The sequence below is a fragment of the Pseudomonas sp. MIACH genome (assembly GCF_001269925.1).
In the GTDB taxonomy this organism is placed as follows: domain Bacteria; phylum Pseudomonadota; class Gammaproteobacteria; order Pseudomonadales; family Pseudomonadaceae; genus Aquipseudomonas.
Genome location: NZ_LHVO01000056.1, coordinates 196,756 through 214,278 on the forward strand (window position 1 = coordinate 196,756; position 17,523 = coordinate 214,278).

Consider the following 17,523-nt stretch of genomic DNA (forward strand, 5'->3'; position numbering starts at 1 on the left):
GTAGTCATAATCAGTCGATTCCGCCCGTGAGGGTCGTCTGCTCAGCATAGTCGAGGTGTTTGACGAGCTGCGCACGCAGCCGGGCACTTACCTCGGCAAATTTAATCGGTGTGGCGTGGTCGCTCAGTTGGGTCATCGCCAGCCCGGCATAGCCGCACGGGTTAATCCGCTGGAACGGAGCCAGGTCCATGTCCACGTTCAGGGCCAGGCCATGAAAGGAACAGCCGTGGCGAATGCGCAAACCGAGGGACGCGATTTTCGCGCCGTCCACATACACACCGGGTGCATCGGGCTTGGCCGCAGCGCTCACGCCGTAACTGGCCAACAGCTCGATCAGGCAAGCCTCCATGCGGCTCACCAGGTCGCGCACGCCAAAACCCAGCTTGCGCACGTCCAGCAGCAGATACGCCACCAGTTGACCGGGGCCATGGTAAGTCACTTGGCCACCTCGGTCGACCTGCACCACCGGAATATCCCCCGGCAGCAGCACATGCTCGGCCTTGCCGGCCTGGCCCTGGGTGAATACCGGCGCGTGCTCCACCAGCCAGATTTCATCCGGGGCCGAGCTGCCGCGTTCGTTGGTGAAGCGCTGCATGGCGTGCCAGACGGGCTCGTAGTCCATCCGGCCGAGCTCGCGAAAGCCCAGGACCTGTGACATCACAGCACCATGTGCACGAAGCCGGTGGCCCGCAGTTCGCTATTGATGTCGTAGAGCTGGTCTTGACCGGTCGCAACGATGTGCAACTGGATCGTGGTGTACTTACCGTTGGTGCTCGAACGCTCGTCCACCCGGTTGTCATTGATCTTCGCGTGTTTACGCACGATATCCAGAATCTTGTCTTTGTTGCCTACACCGGTATCGCTGATCACCTTGACGGGATAATCCGTCACCGGGAATTCGATCTTTGGCGCCTTTACTTCTTTATCGGTCATGGCAGAACGGCCTCGTAAGCGGTAAGCCGTGGCGACGGCAAAGCCCCGCGTCGGATCAACGCGGGGCTTTGCAGGTGCACACAATCAGTTGAACAAGCCGTAGAAGAATAGACGGATGCTATCCCACACGCGGCGGAAGATACCACCTTCGTCGACGGCGTCCAGCGCGATCAGGTCGGCGCTGTGCACCACCTTGTCGTCCAGTTTCACTTCGACTTTACCGATCACGTCGCCCTTGGCGATTGGCGCAACCAATTGCGGGTTCATGGTCATGCTGGCAGCGAGCTTTTTCAGCTGGCCTTTAGGCATGGTCAGGGTCAGGTCTTCAGCCAGGCCGGCCTTGACTTGCGAAGTCGCGCCCTTCCAGACCGGCGCGGTCGCCAGTTCAGCACCCTTCTGGTAGAAGGTCTGGGTTTCGAAGAAGCGGAAACCGTAGGTCAGCAGCTTTTGCGTCTCGGCCGCACGGGCCTGCTCGCTGTTGGTGCCGAAGACCACGGCGATCAGGCGCTGGCCATCACGGACCGCGGACGACACCATGCAGTAGCCGGCTTCGTCGGTGTGGCCGGTTTTCAGGCCGTCGACGGTCTTGTCGCGCCACAGCAACAGGTTGCGGTTAGGCTGCTTGATGTTGTTCCAGAAGAACTCCTTCTGGGAGTAGATCGCGTAGTGCACCGGGTCGACACGAATAATCGCGCGCGCCAGGATCGCCATGTCGTGAGCCGACGAATAGTGCTCAGGGTTTGGCAGGCCGGTCGGGTTCATGAAGTGGCTGTTGGTCATGCCCAGGTCGGCCACGGTTTTGTTCATCATGTCGGCGAATGCGTCTTCGCTGCCGGCGATGTGCTCGGCCAGGGCGACGCTGGCGTCGTTACCGGACTGGATGATGATGCCGTGCAGCAGGTCGCTCACGGTGACTTGCGAGCCCACCTTGATGAACATGCGCGAACCACCGGTACGCCAGGCGTTTTCGCTGACGGTCACCGGGTCGTTTTCGCCGATCTGGCCGCGACGGATTTCCAGGGTCGCGATGTAGGCGGTCATCAGCTTGGTCAGGCTGGCCGGTGGCAGGCGCTGGTCACCGTTGCTCTCGACCAGCACGTTGCCACTGGCGGCATCCATGAGGACCCAGGACTTGGCAGCCAGTTGCGGTGAAGCCGGCACCATTTCAACCGCCCAGGCGGCCGGGGTGATGATCAGCGAGATAAGCAGGCACGTGCGTTTGGCTAAGGTGGTGATGTTCATCCGTCTCTCGAAATTGCTTATGGAAACTTGCCCTCGCGGGCAAAACTTATTCAGACAGCCCGCTACCAGACTGTCACGTGTTCGGTTGCCCGCTCACCCCTTGCCCCTGGGTTTTATTGTTCAACGAGCCAACAACCAGGGTTCAGGCCCGCATGCGAGCCTGAACCATCAATTTATTATTCGGCAGTGACCACGCTGGGTTGCCCCAGGTTAGCCAGGCGCACGCTGTTCTGCACTTGTGCGACCTCGCTCGGCGAACCGATCGGGCCCATACGCACACGGTGCAGGGTTTGCTGGTTACGCACGATGGAGCTGATAAACACTGGCGCGCTGACCATGCTGCTGAGCTTGGACCTTAACAGTTCTGCCGCATCCGGGTTGGCGAAAGCGCCCACTTGCAGGTATTGCCCACCGGCGACCGAGGCGCCCGGTGCTGCACGGGGCACGACTACCGTATCCGGTGCGTGCTGCTGCGGTGGCGGTGTCCATTGTTCAATCTTGCCGGTTGATGCCGTCACCTGCGGCTGCGCACTCTGCGGCTCGTTGAGCATCAACGGCGCGGGCTTGCCACGCTGGGCCCAGTACTGCGCCGGATCGATGCCTTCAACCTTGACCCGCGCGGTACCGGTTTCGGCATAGCCGAGTTTTTTCGCGGCGGCGTAGGACAAGTCGATGATGCGATCCGAATAGAACGGCCCACGGTCGTTGACCCGCAGGATCACCGTGCGGTTGTTGTCCAGGTTGGTCACGCGGACATAGCTGGGCAGCGGCAGGGTCTTGTGAGCAGCGCTCATGCCGTACAGGTCATAAACCTCGCCATTGGCGGTGTTCTGACCGTGGAACTTGGTGCCATACCAGGACGCCGTGCCCGATTGCACGTAGGTCTTGGAGTCCTGCAGCGGGAAGTAGGACTTGCCCAGCACCGTATAGGGGTTGGCCTTGTACGGGCCGGTGTGCAGGGTCGGGGTGGCATCCGGGATCTTCGACACGTCGACATCCCACCACGGCGCGCCGTCTTTGTGCGCGCGGTTGATGTCCAGGCCTGGCTGGGACCGCACAGCGGTGCCGCCGGACTTCGGTACCGGGCCACGGCTGGTGGAACAACTGACGACCAGCAGGGACAACGCGGCGAACGCCACCAGCTTGAGCGGTTGATTGAACGGCGATGCCCGCATTACTTGTTGCCCCGTGCTTGGACCAGCATGTCTGACAGCTGATGCACGGCCATGGCGTACATCACACTGCGGTTATAACGCGTGATTGCGTAGAAATTCTTCAGGCCCATCCAGTATTCAGGGCCGTTTTCGCCTTCGAGGCGGAACGCCGTCACCGGCATATCGTCGCGTGGCGCATTCTGACTCGACCAGCCCAGCGCCCGCAACTCCCCGACCGTCTTGACCGGCTCGATACCCTGGGTCAGGCCTTCATCGGCACGCTCCCCGGTGACATCGGCGCGGACCACCACCGGCTCGCCACCGACCCAGCCGTGGCGCTTGAAGTAGCTGGCCACGCTGCCGATGGCATCGTCCGGGTTGCTCCAGATATTGATGTGCCCGTCGCCATCGAAATCCACCGCGTAGGCGCGAAAGCTGCTCGGCATGAACTGCGGCAGCCCCATCGCACCGGCGTAGGAGCCCTTGAGGGTCAGCGGGTCGACCTGCTCTTCGCGGGCCAACAGCAGGAACTCACGCAGCTCCTTGCGGAAGAAGTCGGCACGCGGCGGGTAATCGAAGCCCAGGGTCGACAAGGCGTCGATCACCCGGTAGCTGCCGGTATTGCGCCCGTAAAAGGTTTCAATGCCGATGATCGCGACGATCACCTGGGCCGGTACGCCGTATTCCTGCTCAGCGCGGGCCAGCACGGCCTCGTGCTGGCGCCAGAAGTCCACACCTCGGGCCACGCGGGCGTCAGTGAGGAACATTGGGCGATATTCCTTCCACTGCTTCACGCGCTCGGCGGGACGGGAGATGGCGTCGAGGATCGCCTGCTTTTTCTGGGCTTCGCGGAACACGCCCATCAGCTGCTCACCGGCGAAACCATAGTCGCGGGTCATTTCACCGACAAATTCGGCGACCTGGGGTGAACCATCGTAGTCACCGGCCTGCGCCTCTTGCGTTGCGCCCAGCAGCCCAATCAGGCCCATCCAGGACGCATGCCGAGTCGCCCAGCCGCGCATTACTTGCATTGACATCTTCACCTTATTCAAACCTGTGCGATCCACTTGCGATGCGTATGAATCGACATCAAAACCCCAAACGCTGACAGCAATGTCACCAGCGAAGTTCCGCCGTAGCTAATGAACGGCAACGGCACCCCAACCACCGGCAGCAGGCCACTGACCATACCGATGTTGACGAAAACGTAAACAAAAAAAGTCATGGTCAGGCTGCCGGCGAGCAATTTGCCGAACAGCGTCTGCGCCTGCGCGGTAATCACCAGCCCACGTCCGATCAGCAGCAGATAGATCAGCAACAGCGCGCAAATGCCCACCAGGCCGAACTCCTCGCCCATCACCGCAATAATGAAGTCAGTGTGGCTCTCGGGCAAAAAGTCCAAATGCGACTGGGTGCCCAGCAGCCAGCCCTTGCCAAAGACACCGCCGGAGCCGATGGCAGCCTTCGACTGGATAATGTTCCAGCCGGTACCGAGCGGGTCGCTTTCGGGATCGAGGAAGGTCAGGATCCGTTGCTTCTGGTAGTCGTGCATAAAGAAGAACCACATCGCCACGGCCACCGGCACGGCGGCGGCCAGTACGCTGAGGATCCAGCGCCAGCGCAATCCGCCCATGAACAGCACGAACGCACCACCGGCCAGGATCAGCAGCGAGGTGCCGAGGTCGGGCTGGCGCACGATCAGCACAAAGGGGATACCGATCAGGATCAGGCTGATACCCACATGCTTGAGCTGGGGCGGCAAGGTGCGTTTGGACAGGTACCAGGCGATGGTGGCCGGCATCAGGATCTTCATGAATTCCGACGGCTGGAAGCGGATCACCCCCGGGATGTTGATCCAGCGGGTCGCGCCCATGGCGTTGTGGCCCATGACGTCCACCACCACCAGCAGCAACACCCCGGCCACATAACCGAGCGGCACCCAGCGCGCCATGAAACGCGGCTCCAGCTGGGCGATCACCACCATCGACAGCAGGCCCAGGCCGAACGACGACGCCTGCTTGATCAGCAAGTCCCAGTTCTTGCCGCTGGCCGAATACAGCACGAACAGACTGCCGGCCGCCAGGGTCAGCAGCAGGATCAGCAGCGGGCCATCAATGTGCATGCGCTGCAGCAACGTCGCGCGGCGACGCATCACATCCTCGCTGGAGAGGATGCGGTCAAAATTACTCTTCACTGGCCGTAACCTCGGGGATTGAAGGGGGGCCGCCATATTCGGGCTTGAGTCGGCCGTCGTCGGCCAGCAACCAGGCGTCCATCACCTGGCGCACAACAGGCGCCGCAACACCGGAGCCGGACTCGCCGTTCTCGACCATCACCGCCACCACGATTTTCGGGTCGTCCGCCGGCGCAAAGCCGACAAACAAGGCGTGGTCACGGTGGCGCTCCTGGACTTTGGTGCGGTCATATTTCTCGCCCTGCTTGATCGCGACCACCTGGGCGGTACCACTCTTGCCGGCGATACGGTATTGGGCGCCGATTGCCGCCTTGCGCGCGGTACCCCGTGCGCCGTGCATCACTTGCTGCATGCCGTGGTTGACCTTGGTCCAGTCCGACGCGTCGCGCAGCACGATGTCCGGGATCGGATTTTCATCCACAGGCTTTTCGCCTTCGATGGTCCGGGCCAGGTGCGGGCGGTTCCAGATGCCTTTGTTGGCCACCAGCGCGGTGGCCTGGGCCAGTTGCAAAGGCGTGGCCTGCATATAGCCCTGGCCAATGCCGAGGATCAGGGTTTCGCCCGGGAACCACGCCTGACGGCGGGTCGCACGCTTCCACTCCCGCGACGGCATCAGGCCAGGGGATTCTTCGAACATATCCAGGGAGACTTTCTGACCGAGGCCGAACTTGCCCATGTAGGCGGACAAGCGGTCGATCCCCAGCTTGTGGGCCAGGTCGTAAAAATAGGTGTCGTTGGAACGCATGATCGCGGTATCCAGGTCGACATAGCCGTCACCGGTACGGTTCCAGTTGCGGTATTTGTGATCGTAGTTGGGCAGCATGTAGTAGCCCGGGTCGAACACCCGGCTGGACGCCGTGACCACGCCCGCGTCCAGGCCGGCAATCGCCACCGCCGGCTTGATCGTCGAACCGGGCGGGTACAGGCCGCGCAGCACGCGGTTGAACAGCGGCCGGTCGATGGAGTCACGCAGCTCGGCGTAGGCCTTGAAGCTGATCCCGGTCACAAACAGGTTGGGGTCGAAACTCGGCTGGCTGACCATGGCCAAGACTTCGCCGGTCTTCGGGTCCAGCGCCACCACCGCGCCACGCCGGCCACCCAGGGCCATCTCGGCCGCTTCCTGCAGCTTGATGTCCAGGCTCAGCACAATGTCCTTGCCCGGCACCGGATCGGTACGCTTGAGCACCCGCAGCACGCGGCCACGGGCATTGGTCTCGACTTCTTCGTAACCCACCTGGCCGTGCAGCTCGGGCTCGTAGAAGCGCTCGATGCCAGTCTTGCCGATATGGTGGGTGCCGCTGTAATTGACGGGATCGAGGCTTTTCAGCTCTTTCTCGTTGATCCGCCCCATATAGCCGACGGAGTGGGCAAAGTGCGGCCCTTGCGGGTAGTGGCGCACCAACTGCGCCACCACTTCCACACCCGGCAGGCGAAACTGGTTCACCGCGATCCGCGCGATCTGCTCTTCGGTCAGCTCGAACAGGATCGGCACCGGCTCGAATGGCCGACGCCCCTGCTTCATGCGTTTCTCGAAGATCACCCGGTCTTCCGGAGTCAGTTGCAGCACCTCGACGATCACATCGAGGACCTGCTGCCAATCACCGGAACGTTCGCGGGTCATGCTCAGGCTGAAGCTGGGCCGGTTATCCGCCACCACCACGCCATTGCGGTCGAAGATCAGCCCACGGGTCGGCGGAATCGGCTGAACATGCACGCGGTTGTTTTCCGACAACGTGGAGTGATAGTCGTACTGGATCACCTGCAGGAAATACAGGCGCGCTATCAGTACCCCGATCAACCCCACCACCATAAAAGCGCCAAACACCACGCGCGCGCGTACAAGACGTGCGTCTTTCTCGTGGTCCTTGATGCGGATCGGCTGGGTCATCGGGAGGGGCGCAGATTATTTGTGGTAAGGGTGCCCGGACAGGACTGTCCAGGCGCGATACAGCTGTTCACCGATCAGGATCCTTACCAACGGGTGCGGCAGCGTCAGCGCCGACAGCGACCAGCGCTGGTCGGCCCGCGCGCAGACTTCCGGCGCCAGCCCTTCGGGGCCGCCGACCATGAAGTTGACGGTGCGCGAGTCCAGGCGCCAGCGATCCAGCTCCACCGCCAGTTGCTCGGTGCTCCAGGGCTTGCCGTGCACCTCAAGGGTGACGATGCGCTCGTTGGGGCCGACCTTGGCCAACATGGCTTCGCCTTCCTGACGGATAAAGCGCGCCACGTCGGCATTCTTGCCCCGGGTGTTGAGCGGTATCTCTACCAGTTCCAGCGACAGCTCGGCGGGCAGACGCTTGGCATACTCGTGCCAGCCTTCCTCCACCCACTTGGGCATGCGTGAACCGACAGCAATCAGACGCAGGCGCACAGCCGTTCCTTATTCCTGGTCTTTGTTGAGCTTGTCGAAGTGCGCGTGGCCCACTTCCGGGCTGTGGTGCTTGCCATCAGCGGCACGGCTCTGCTCGGCGCCTTTCCACAGACGCTCCAGGTCGTAGAACTGACGGGCGTTGGAGGTCATCATGTGAACGATCACGTCGTCCATGTCCAGCAGCACCCAGTCGCTGTCGCCCTTGCCTTCTTCACCCAGAGGCTTCACGCCTTGGGCTTTGACGGCTTCGCGAACCTTGTCCAGCATCGCGCCGATCTGGCGGTTGGAGGTACCGGTGGCGATGATCATGAAGTCAGTAATGCTCTGCTTGTCGCGTACGTCCAGGACCTGGATGTCCTGGGCCTTCACGTCTTCCAGGGCGGCAACGGCGACTTTTACCAGCTCTTCGCCAGCCAGTTCCGGGCCAACGTGGGCTTCAACCGGCAGCGGGGCGCTTTTGAACGTGCCTTTGCGTTTTACTTTGCTTACGTCTTTGTTCGTCATAAAAAACTCGTTTTGCTCGTATGTTCGGGCGCTCGCTGCACGACTGTTCGTGCGTTCAAGCGCGCCTTTTCAGTTCGACGCACGGTAAAGCCCGTGCGCATCGATGTAGGCCAGGACCGCGTCAGGCACCAGGAAACGTACCGACTTCCCGCTGGCCAGCAGTTGACGGATCTGGGTGGCAGACACCGCAAGCGGGGTCTGCCAGACGAATGCAATATTCCCGTTCGGCCCGGTCAGGGCCAAGGGGTCACTTACCGACCGCGCGGCCAGCAGGTTGCGCAAGGCATCCGGCGGTTCGCTGTCGACATCCGGGCGTTGCAAAACCAGGATGTGGCAATGCTGGAGGAGTTCCTCCCAGCGATGCCAAGAGGGCAGGCCGCAAAATGCGTCCCAGCCCAAAAGCAGAAACAACTGGTCATCCGCGGCCAACTCGGCGCGCATCAGTTCCAGGGTGTCGACAGTGTAGGACGGTTTATCGCGCTTGAGCTCGCGGTCGTCCACCACCAGCGGCGGTATGCCCTCTACAGCCAGGCGTACCATTTCCAGGCGTTGCTGCGGCGACACCTGCGGGGTATCGCGATGGGGCGGCCGGAAATTAGGGATCAGGCGCAGTTCATCCAGCGCCAGGGCATCCGCGACCTCCAGGGCACTGCGCAAATGGCCGATGTGCACGGGGTCGAAGGTACCGCCGAGCAGCCCGATGCGTTTAGCCATCAAGTGCGCACATGACCGTCGCCGAACACCACGTACTTCTCGCTGGTCAGGCCTTCCAGGCCAACCGGGCCGCGTGCGTGGAGCTTGTCGGTGGAAATGCCGATCTCCGCCCCCAGGCCATACTCGAAGCCGTCGGCAAAGCGCGTCGAGGCGTTGATCATCACCGAAGCGGAATCCACTTCGGTGAGGAAACGCCGGGCATCGCTGAAATGCTCGGAAACAATGGCGTCGGTGTGCTTGGAGCCGTATTTGTTGATGTGTTCGATGGCCTGGTCCAGGTCGTCAACGATGCGGATCGACAGGATCGGCGCCGTGTACTCGGTGTACCAATCCTCTTCGGTGGCTTCGATCACGTCCGCGCCCAGCAGGGCACGGGTGCGTTCGCAACCGCGCAGTTCCACGCCCTTGTCACGGTAGATGGCTGCCAGCGGCGGCAGCACGCGCTCGGCAATGCCGACGTGTACCAGCAGGGTTTCCATGGTATTGCACGGCGCATAGCGGTGGGTCTTGGCGTTGTCGGCGATGCGGATCGCCTTGTCGATGTCGGCGGCGATGTCGATGTACACGTGGCAGACGCCGTCCAGGTGCTTGATCACCGGCACCTTGGCATCGCGGCTGACGCGCTCGATCAGGCTCTTGCCACCACGCGGCACGATCACGTCGACGAATTCCGGCATGGTGATCAATGCACCGACGGCGGCGCGGTCGGTGGTTTCGACCACTTGCACCACTTCGGCCGGCAACTCGGCCACGGCCAGGCCCTGCTGGATGCAGGCAGCAATGGCGCGGTTGGAATTGATCGCCTCGGAACCGCCACGCAGGATGGTGGCATTGCCGGACTTGAGGCACAGGCTCGCGGCGTCGATGGTCACGTTCGGGCGCGACTCATAGATGATGCCGATCACGCCCAGGGGCACGCGCATCTTGCCGACCTGAATACCGGACGGCAGGTAACGCATGTCGCGGATTTCACCGATGGGGTCAGGCAGCTTGGCCACCTGACGCAAACCTTCGATCATGTCGTCGATGCGTGCCGGGGTCAGCGCCAGGCGGTCCAGCAGGGCCGGCTCAAGGCCATTGGCGCGGCCGTTGGCCAGGTCCAGTTCGTTGGCGGCGGTCAGCTCGGAGCGCGAAGCGTCCAGAGCATCGGCGGCGGCCAACAGGGCACGGTTCTTCTGCGCGGTGCTCGCACGGGCGATCAACCGCGAGGCCTGACGGGCAGCGCGACCCAGGCGGGTCATGTAGTCAAGAACGGACTCAGTCATGGTCAGGGAGTCTTGGCAAAGAGGAAAGCGGCAGATTATAGCTGTGACGCCGCCCTACGGACAGCGGTGAGGGGCGGATGGTCGAAATGAACTGTAAAAACCCGGGGTTCAGCGGTAATTAAGGTGGGAGTTGTTATTATTCCGTCACATTTAGCCGTATTAACCCCAGACCGCCATGCCCAGTTCTACCCCCCAACGCCCCGCCAGCGCCCTGCCCGACAGCTTCTTCGACCGTGATGCGCAAATACTCGCGCGTGATTTGCTCGGAAAAGTCATCCGCCATCGCGTCGGCGATATCTGGCTTTCAGCGCGCATTATTGAAACCGAAGCCTATTACGTGGCCGAAAAAGGCAGCCACGCTTCACTCGGCTACACAGAAAAGCGTAAGGCTTTGTTTCTGGATGGTGGGCATATCTATATGTACTACTCCCGTGGCGGCGATTCGCTGAACTTCAGCGCGCAGGGACCGGGCAATGCCGTGCTGATCAAATCGGCCTATCCCTGGGTCGATGAAACCTCCGGGCCCGCCAGTCTCGCGCAGATGCTGCTGAACAACCCGAATGCCGATGGCAGCCCCCGCCCCTCGCAAAAGCTGTGTGCCGGCCAGACCTTGCTGTGCAAGGCACTGGGCCTGAAGGTGCCGATGTGGGATGCCAAGCGTTTTGATCAAGAGTTGCTCTACGTTGAGGACGTCGGCCAGACACCGACACACATCATCCAGACCACTCGCCTGGGCATCCCCAGCGGCCGTGACGAGCACTTGATGTATCGCTTCGTCGATGCTGGCTATGCGCCCTATTGCACACGGAACCCGCTGCGCCGGGGCCAGGTCGAAGGCCGGGATTATTTTCTGATTTGAACACTGGTGCCGCAGACAGTTGATCCCTCGCACAGGGGATCTACAGCGTTTCGCGTTATGTATTACATAGAGGGAGTGACGTTTTATGGGCCAATGGCTCGATAGCATTACCGGCTGGCTGACCCTCAACCCGGAATGGCTGGCGGTGGCGGTGTTTATTGTCGCGTGCGTGGAATGCCTGGCCATTGCCGGGCTGATCGTGCCAGGCACGGTGTTGCTGTTTGCCATTGCCGCACTGGCTGGCAGCGGCGCGTTGTCCCTGAGTGAAACCCTGCTGATGGGGTTCCTGGGAGGCTTGTTGGGCGACGGGGTTTCCTACTTCCTGGGCCGCCACTTCCATCAGAACATCCGCCGCCTGCCTGGCCTGCGCCACCACCCCGAATGGATGAACGGCGCCGAAACCTACTTCCACAAATACGGCATCGCCAGCCTGCTGGTAGGACGTTTCATCGGGCCATTGCGGCCGATGCTGCCCATGGTGGCGGGGATGTGCGACATGCCGTTCGTGCGCTTCGCCCTGGTCAGCGTTCTCGCGGCAGCCGGTTGGTCGGTCGCCTATCTGCTGCCGGGCTGGGCGACCGGCGCTGCATTCCGCCTGCCATTGCCGGAAGGGTTCTGGCCTGAGGCGGGGATTGTCACCGCTTGTTTGGCGGTCGTGTTGGGATTGAGCCTGAACACCAGTCTGCGCGGCCATCGCCGTGCCACCTTGTGGATAGGCTGCGCCAGCCTGACCTTGTTGATCGCCCTGTTTATCGGTTATCCGCATCTGGACGACTTTGACCAGGGCCTGAGCGCACTGGTGCAGGAACATCGCAGCGCCTGGCTGGATCAGACCATGGTGATGATCACCCAACTGGGCGAGTTCAAGAAAATGTTCTTCGCCAGCGCCGTATTCACTGGCCTTTTGTTACTGGCTCGGCAGTGGCGCCATGCGCTGTTTGTCGGCGCGACACTGGCCGGGGCGGCCGTGATCAACACCGGCACCAAGCTGTTCTTCGCACGCGGCCGCCCGGAAATCCTCACCGACCCACTGACCAGCTTCAGCATGCCCAGCGGCCACGCGTCCGGTGCTTTCGCGTTTTTCCTGGCCTTGGCGGTACTGGCCGGTCGCGGCCAACCGACACGGCTGCGCCTGACCTGGATGCTGCTGGGCTGTATTCCCGCCGCCTTTATCGCGCTGTCACGGGTCTACCTGGGCGCCCACTGGCCTACCGACATCCTGGCAGGCACATTGCTGGCAATGACGGTGTGCGCGTTCAGCCTGGGCGTCAGCCAGTATCGAAGCCCATTGCCGGCCATGCCGAAAAAAACCTGGTGGTTGCTCCTGCCGGCACTGCTGGCGGTGCTGAGTTTTATCGCACTCACCGGCACGCCCCATGCCTTGCTGCGGTATGCCTATTAAGTGAACAACTCACCCTGCAACTCGTCGAGCAGCATCTGGATCGCATCCAGCCGCTGCTGCGGGTCATCGAGTTGCAGCAGATCAATCTTGTCAGCCTCGGTGAACGGCAACAGATAAGCCAGTTGATTGCCCAAGGCCTGCTGGCCATCGGCATGGGTGCCCATGTCCAATGAGGCGACCATCGGGTGTTCGGCCAGGGCCTGGAGCAAAGCCAGCAGGTCGGCATCCTCTTCTTCCAGCGCCTGGTCCGGCAGTTCTTCCAGCCATTGCACCTCGGCCACCAGCAACTGGTCCTTCTGCACGCCGGCGTCACGCACGCGGAAGCGACGCCCGCCTTCGACGCGAATCCCCAGCAGACCGTTGTCCTGCTGCTTGAAGTCGCGAATCAACGCTTCGCAGCCGATCAACGCGTAGCCATCCGGGGCCATGCCGACTTCCTTGCCATCAAGGATGCATACCACGCCGAAGCTTTCGCCCTTTTTCAGGCAACGGCTGATCATATCCAGATAGCGCGCCTCGAACAGTTGCAGATCGAGGGTGCAGCCTGGGAACAGCACGGTATTGAGCGGGAACAGCGCCAGACTCATAAAGGTTTCCTTAAACCCGGTTTAAACAATCACTGACACAGCCAGCGGCAGGAACACCGCCGTCGCCACGCCCATCAGACTCATGGCCAGCGCCGCAAAGGCACCGCACTCTTCGCTTTCCTGCAGGGCCACCGAAGTGCCGACGGCGTGGGCGGTCATGCCCAAGGCCATGCCGCGCGCCTCGGGGCTGTGCACCCCCAGACGCGAAAGTAACGCCGGGCCAACCATCGCGCCCACCACCCCGGTAATCAGCACAAACACCGCCGCCAAGGCTGCCACACCGCCGATCTGCTCGGCCACCAGCATGGCAATCGGCGACGTCACCGACTTGGGCGCCATGGTCATCAGCATCATGTGTTCGGCGCCGAACCCCCACCCCAACAGTACACACAGGCCGGTGGCCAGCACCCCGCCTATCACCAGCGTAGTAAAAATCGGCCAGAACAATTGGCGAATCCGCCGCAGGTTCAGATAGAGCGGCACGGCCAGCGCGACGGTGGCCGGGCCCAGCAGGATGCCCATGATCTCGGTGCTCTTGCGGTACTCGGCATAGCCCAGGCCGCACGTGAGCAATACACCGATCACCAGCAACATCGAGACCAACACCGGCTGCAGGAAAATCCAGCGGGTTTTCTCGAACCCCGCCAGCACCAACTGATAGGCCCCGAGGGTGATGCCGATGCCGAACAAAGGATGATGAATCACCGCCGTCCATGCGCCTTGCCAGTCGAAGATCATTGATCCTTCTCCTTGCGCTTGACCATGTGCTCCATCAACAGCCCGACCACGCCCATGGCAATCACCAGCGACAACACCAGCGCGCCGACGATGGCCCAGAAATCAGCGGCAATATCCTTGGCGTAGACCATCACTCCCACCGCCGGCGGGACCAGCAGTAACGGCAAGTAACGCAGCAGGCTGCTGGCCGCAAGGCTCAAGGGCTCGCCGACTTCACCGCGCCACACCAGGTAACCCAGCATCAGCAACAGGCCGATGATCGGCCCCGGCAGTACCGGCAGCAGCAGATGATTGATCGCCGTGCCGATCAACTGAAACAGCACCAGCCATGTCAGACCGCGTAACAGCATCCGTTCTCTCCCCCTCTTGAGCTCGCCCGCATTATAAGCATGCCCGCCCTATGCACCGGCATTCGCCAAAAGCATGGTGGGTTGACCGGGCTGGTTGGCCATGATGATCTACATTGGTTCTCTGTAACCCCAAAAAACAGAACCGATGAACCAAGGAGAGACGCAATGCCCTATGTACCCGTAGCGCAGCTCAAAGACTATGTCGGCAAGGAACTGGGACGTTCCGAATGGCTCACCATCGATCAGGCCCGTATCAATCTGTTCGCAGAAGCCACCGGCGATCATCAGTTCATTCATGTCGACCCGGTCAAGGCTGCACAGACGCCGTTCGGCAGCACCATCGCCCACGGTTTCCTGTCGTTGTCACTGATGCCCAAGCTGATGGAAGACATCCTGATCGTGCCCGAAGGCCTGAAGATGGCCGTCAACTACGGCCTGGACAGCGTGCGTTTTATCCAGCCGGTGAAGGTCAATTCCAACGTGCGCCTGAACGTGACGCTCACCGATGTCACCGAGAAAAAACCCGGCCAGTGGCTGCTCAAGGCCACCGCTACCCTGGAAATCGAAGGCCAGGAAAAACCCGCCTACGTGGCCGAGTCGTTGTCGCTCTACTTCGTTTAATACACAACCGCCCACTGTAGGAGCTGGCTTGCCAGCGAAAAACGCCCAGGCGCCGCGTTCCTCCTGAATGCCAGCATCCGCGTTGACGACCCTCGCCGGCAAGCCGGCTCCTACAGGTCATTATTAGCCCATAGACCACTAGGTATGGCTCCCTCGCTGCGGCATACTCGGCGCTTAATTATCCGGATCCCGCTATGCGCCCACTCGCTCCCCTTGCCCTTGTCCTGTTGCTCACCGCTTGCGGAGATGGCGAATCGCTGTTGCCGCCCGATGCGCGCCTGCCCGACGGCGGCCGTTACCGGGGCGATGTGGTCAATGGTTTGCTGCAGGGCCAGGGCCGCGTGGACTACCCCAACGGCAGTTGGTACGCCGGGCAGTTCGACAAGGGCCAGTGGCACGGCCAGGGCGAGTGGCATGGCAGCAACGGCGAAGTCTATAAAGGCCAGTTCCAGCAGGGCCTGTTCGATGGCCAGGGCAGCCTGACCACGGCCGGCAGCCATTATGTCGGCGGGTTCAAGAACGGCCGGCGCAACGGCGAAGGCACCCTCAAAGAGGGGCAGATGACCTATCGCGGCGAATTCAAAGACGACCAGTATTCCGGCCTCGGTCGCCTGGAGCTGGCCGACGGCAGCCAGTATCAGGGCCAGTTCGCCCACGGCAAGCCGAATGGCGAAGGCCAGCGCAATGACGACAGCGGCAACCAGTTCAGCGGCCACTTCGTCGACGGCCAGTTGGAGGGCAACGGCACGTTCAACAGCGCCGACGGCGATATCTATGTCGGCCAGTTCAAGCAGAACCAGCTCAACGGCAAGGGCCGCTATGAAAACGCCGATGGCGACGTGTGGATCGGCCAGTTCAAGGAAGGCGCACTCAGCGGCAAGGGTGAGTTGATCGGCGTGGATGGCAGCCATTACGTCGGCCAGTTCAGCGATTGGCGCTTTACCGGCGAAGGCCGCCTGAACCTGACCGATGGCAGCTTCTATATTGGCGGCTTCGACAGCGACAGCTACCAGGGCAAGGGCACCCTCGTCCTCACCGACGGCACCGTGCTGGCCGGCACCTGGGTCAACGGCATGCGCGTGCGTGACGCCGACGGCGCATTGTTGCCCGACCCGCTGGAGATCGGCGTCCTGGCCCAGGGCCGCCTGCTGGACGCTGCCCTCGCCGCCGTGCCAGCGTCCACCCCCGCAGTGGAGTTGTACACCCTGGCCGTGGCCGGCGACGGCAAACAAAGCGTGTTCCTGCGCGAAGCCGATTACGTCAGCAATATGCTCGCCACCCGCTTCGGCGCCCGTGGGCAGATCCGCCTGGTCAACCACCGCGACCATATCGCCGACCGGCCACTTGCCACCCGCGAAAGCCTGCGCCGTGCCGTGCAGACCCTGGCCGAGCGCACCGGCCCGGAAGACCTGGTGTTTATCTACCTGACCAGCCACGGCACCCACGAACACGAACTGGTGCTGGACCAACCACGCATGGAACTGGCCGACCTGCCCGCCGATGAGCTGGCCGCGGTGCTGGCGCCGCTGAAAAACCGCGACAAGATCGTCGTGATCTCGGCCTGCTACTCCGGCGGCTTCATCCCGGCGCTCAAGGACGAACGCACCCTGATCATGACCGCCTCGCGCGCCGACCGCGTGTCCTTCGGTTGCTCCGAAGAGGCCGACTTCACCTACTTCGGCGATGCCCTCTTCGCCCAAGCCTTCAACCAGACCGACGATTTGCAGCAAGCCTTCAAGCTCGCGCAGTTGCATGTGAGCGAACGCGAACAGGCGGACAACTTCGAAGCATCCGAACCGCAGATCTGGGCCCCCAAAGGCGTGATCGCCCATTGGCAATTATTACGCAAGCAGCAGGCACGAAAGGCGCTCGAAAGCGTCTCAATGAATAGCAAGGAAGCCAAAGGCAACTAAGCTGTAACGTGTAACAAGGGGGAAACACCATGTACCTGACACCTCAGCATATCTTGCTCGCAGGGGCCTCTGGCCTCACTGGCGAACACCTGCTCGACCGCCTGCTCAACGAACCCACCGTGACCCGTGTGCTCGCGCCAAGCCGCAAGCCACTGGCCGAGCATCCTCACCTGGAAAACCCGGTGGGCGATCCGGCGGTGTTCCTGCCGCAACTGAGCGGTCGGGTGGATATCGCCTTCTGCTGCCTGGGCACCACCATCAAGAAAGCCGGATCGGAAGAAGCCTTTCGCGCGATTGACCTGGACATGGTCGTGGCCTTCGCCAAGCGCGCACGGGAAATGGGCGCGCGGCACCTGATCGTGATCAGCGCGATTGGCGCCGACCCGAAATCCTCGGTGTTCTACAACCGGGTCAAAGGCGAAATGGAACAGGCATTGAAGGCTCAAGACTGGCCGCAGTTGACCATCGTGCGGCCTTCGTTGCTGCTCGGGGAGCGGCTGGAGCCACGTTTGGCCGAGCAACTGGCCGGGCCGCTGTCACGATTGATTCCGGGAAAATACCACGGCATTGAAGTCTGCGAACTGGCGAGGGCCATGTGGCGCCTGGCGCTGGAAGAGCAGGATGGGGTGCGGGTGGTGGAGTCGGACGAACTGCGCAAGCTCGGTAAATAAAGCCG

Annotated in this window: 19 protein-coding genes; 5 read left to right on the plus strand and 14 right to left on the minus strand. The window is 62.0% G+C overall.

Features of this window, described 5'->3' with window-relative positions; genetic code table 11:
• Window positions 1–10: 10 nt before the first annotated feature.
• The 11 genes from lipB to AD670_RS23735 form a co-directional block, all read right to left on the minus strand.
• Complete coding sequence (gene lipB, locus AD670_RS23685; RefSeq protein ID WP_053138092.1) at window positions 11–658, minus strand: lipoyl(octanoyl) transferase LipB; 648 nt, start codon at window positions 656–658, stop codon at window positions 11–13.
• Entirely contained in the window at window positions 658–933 is a 276-nt protein-coding gene (locus tag AD670_RS23690; RefSeq protein WP_053138094.1) for a DUF493 domain-containing protein, read from the minus strand. Before AD670_RS23690 ends, lipB begins: the two co-directional genes overlap by 1 nt.
• 84 nt (window positions 934–1,017) lie before the next feature.
• Window positions 1,018–2,175 (minus strand): D-alanyl-D-alanine carboxypeptidase family protein, encoded by a 1,158-nt coding sequence (locus AD670_RS23695; RefSeq protein WP_053138096.1) that lies wholly within the window; start codon window positions 2,173–2,175, stop codon window positions 1,018–1,020.
• 176 nt (window positions 2,176–2,351) lie between these two features.
• Window positions 2,352–3,350, minus strand: coding sequence for a septal ring lytic transglycosylase RlpA family protein (locus tag AD670_RS23700; RefSeq protein WP_053138099.1), 999 nt, complete (start codon window positions 3,348–3,350; stop codon window positions 2,352–2,354).
• A complete protein-coding gene (mltB, locus tag AD670_RS23705) occupies window positions 3,350–4,360 on the minus strand; it encodes a lytic murein transglycosylase B (protein WP_053138102.1) in 1,011 nt (336 codons plus the stop codon). The genes AD670_RS23700 and mltB overlap by 1 nt, the downstream gene beginning before the upstream one ends.
• Window positions 4,361–4,377: 17 nt before the next feature.
• Window positions 4,378–5,481, minus strand: a complete 1,104-nt coding sequence (rodA, locus tag AD670_RS23710) for a rod shape-determining protein RodA (RefSeq protein WP_051429342.1) — start codon at window positions 5,479–5,481, stop codon at window positions 4,378–4,380.
• 31 nt (window positions 5,482–5,512) lie between these two features.
• The gene (gene mrdA, locus AD670_RS23715; protein WP_053138105.1) at window positions 5,513–7,411 is read right to left on the minus strand and encodes a penicillin-binding protein 2; all 1,899 of its coding nucleotides are present in this window, start codon (window positions 7,409–7,411) and stop codon (window positions 5,513–5,515) included.
• A gap of 15 nt (window positions 7,412–7,426) precedes the next feature.
• Window positions 7,427–7,894, minus strand: a complete 468-nt coding sequence (gene rlmH / locus AD670_RS23720) for a 23S rRNA (pseudouridine(1915)-N(3))-methyltransferase RlmH (RefSeq protein WP_003176297.1) — start codon at window positions 7,892–7,894, stop codon at window positions 7,427–7,429.
• Between the two features lie 9 nt (window positions 7,895–7,903).
• A complete protein-coding gene (gene rsfS / locus AD670_RS23725) occupies window positions 7,904–8,398 on the minus strand; it encodes a ribosome silencing factor (protein WP_003176298.1) in 495 nt (164 codons plus the stop codon).
• A gap of 69 nt (window positions 8,399–8,467) precedes the next feature.
• Window positions 8,468–9,112 (minus strand): nicotinate-nucleotide adenylyltransferase, encoded by a 645-nt coding sequence (gene nadD / locus AD670_RS23730; protein ID WP_053138108.1) that lies wholly within the window; start codon window positions 9,110–9,112, stop codon window positions 8,468–8,470.
• Window positions 9,112–10,377, minus strand: a complete 1,266-nt coding sequence (locus AD670_RS23735; protein WP_053138111.1) for a glutamate-5-semialdehyde dehydrogenase — start codon at window positions 10,375–10,377, stop codon at window positions 9,112–9,114. The genes nadD and AD670_RS23735 overlap by 1 nt, the downstream gene beginning before the upstream one ends.
• 175 nt (window positions 10,378–10,552) lie before the next feature.
• On the opposite strand from AD670_RS23735, the gene AD670_RS23740 reads away from it, so the two are divergent.
• Window positions 10,553–11,236, plus strand: coding sequence for a DNA-3-methyladenine glycosylase (locus AD670_RS23740; protein WP_053138114.1), 684 nt, complete (start codon window positions 10,553–10,555; stop codon window positions 11,234–11,236).
• 85 nt (window positions 11,237–11,321) lie between these two features.
• Window positions 11,322–12,638: a bifunctional DedA family/phosphatase PAP2 family protein gene (locus AD670_RS23745; protein WP_053138117.1), complete on the plus strand. Its 1,317-nt coding sequence runs from the start codon at window positions 11,322–11,324 to the stop codon at window positions 12,636–12,638.
• Here AD670_RS23745 and AD670_RS23750 read toward each other — a convergent pair.
• Genes AD670_RS23750 through AD670_RS23760 form a run of 3 tightly spaced genes read right to left on the minus strand, consistent with a single transcriptional unit; the run spans window position 12,635 to window position 14,313 of the window.
• A complete protein-coding gene (locus AD670_RS23750) occupies window positions 12,635–13,225 on the minus strand; it encodes an LON peptidase substrate-binding domain-containing protein (protein WP_053138119.1) in 591 nt (196 codons plus the stop codon). The genes AD670_RS23745 and AD670_RS23750 overlap by 4 nt on opposite strands.
• Window positions 13,226–13,246: 21 nt before the next feature.
• Window positions 13,247–13,963 (minus strand): LrgB family protein, encoded by a 717-nt coding sequence (locus AD670_RS23755; RefSeq protein WP_053138122.1) that lies wholly within the window; start codon window positions 13,961–13,963, stop codon window positions 13,247–13,249.
• Window positions 13,960–14,313: a CidA/LrgA family protein gene (locus tag AD670_RS23760; RefSeq protein ID WP_053138125.1), complete on the minus strand. Its 354-nt coding sequence runs from the start codon at window positions 14,311–14,313 to the stop codon at window positions 13,960–13,962. Before AD670_RS23760 ends, AD670_RS23755 begins: the two co-directional genes overlap by 4 nt.
• Window positions 14,314–14,478: 165 nt before the next feature.
• Between AD670_RS23760 and AD670_RS23765 the strand changes: the two genes are divergently transcribed.
• The 3 genes from AD670_RS23765 to AD670_RS23775 all read left to right on the plus strand — a co-directional run bounded on the left by AD670_RS23765 (window position 14,479) and on the right by AD670_RS23775 (window position 17,518).
• Entirely contained in the window at window positions 14,479–14,934 is a 456-nt protein-coding gene (locus AD670_RS23765; RefSeq protein ID WP_053138128.1) for a MaoC family dehydratase, read from the plus strand.
• Window positions 14,935–15,128: 194 nt separating this feature from the next.
• On the plus strand, window positions 15,129–16,847 hold the full coding sequence (locus AD670_RS23770; RefSeq protein WP_053138131.1) for a C13 family peptidase: 1,719 nt from the start codon (window positions 15,129–15,131) through the stop codon (window positions 16,845–16,847).
• Window positions 16,848–16,876: 29 nt separating this feature from the next.
• Window positions 16,877–17,518, plus strand: coding sequence for an oxidoreductase (locus AD670_RS23775; RefSeq protein ID WP_053138134.1), 642 nt, complete (start codon window positions 16,877–16,879; stop codon window positions 17,516–17,518).
• The last annotated feature ends 5 nt before the right edge of the window (window positions 17,519–17,523 follow it).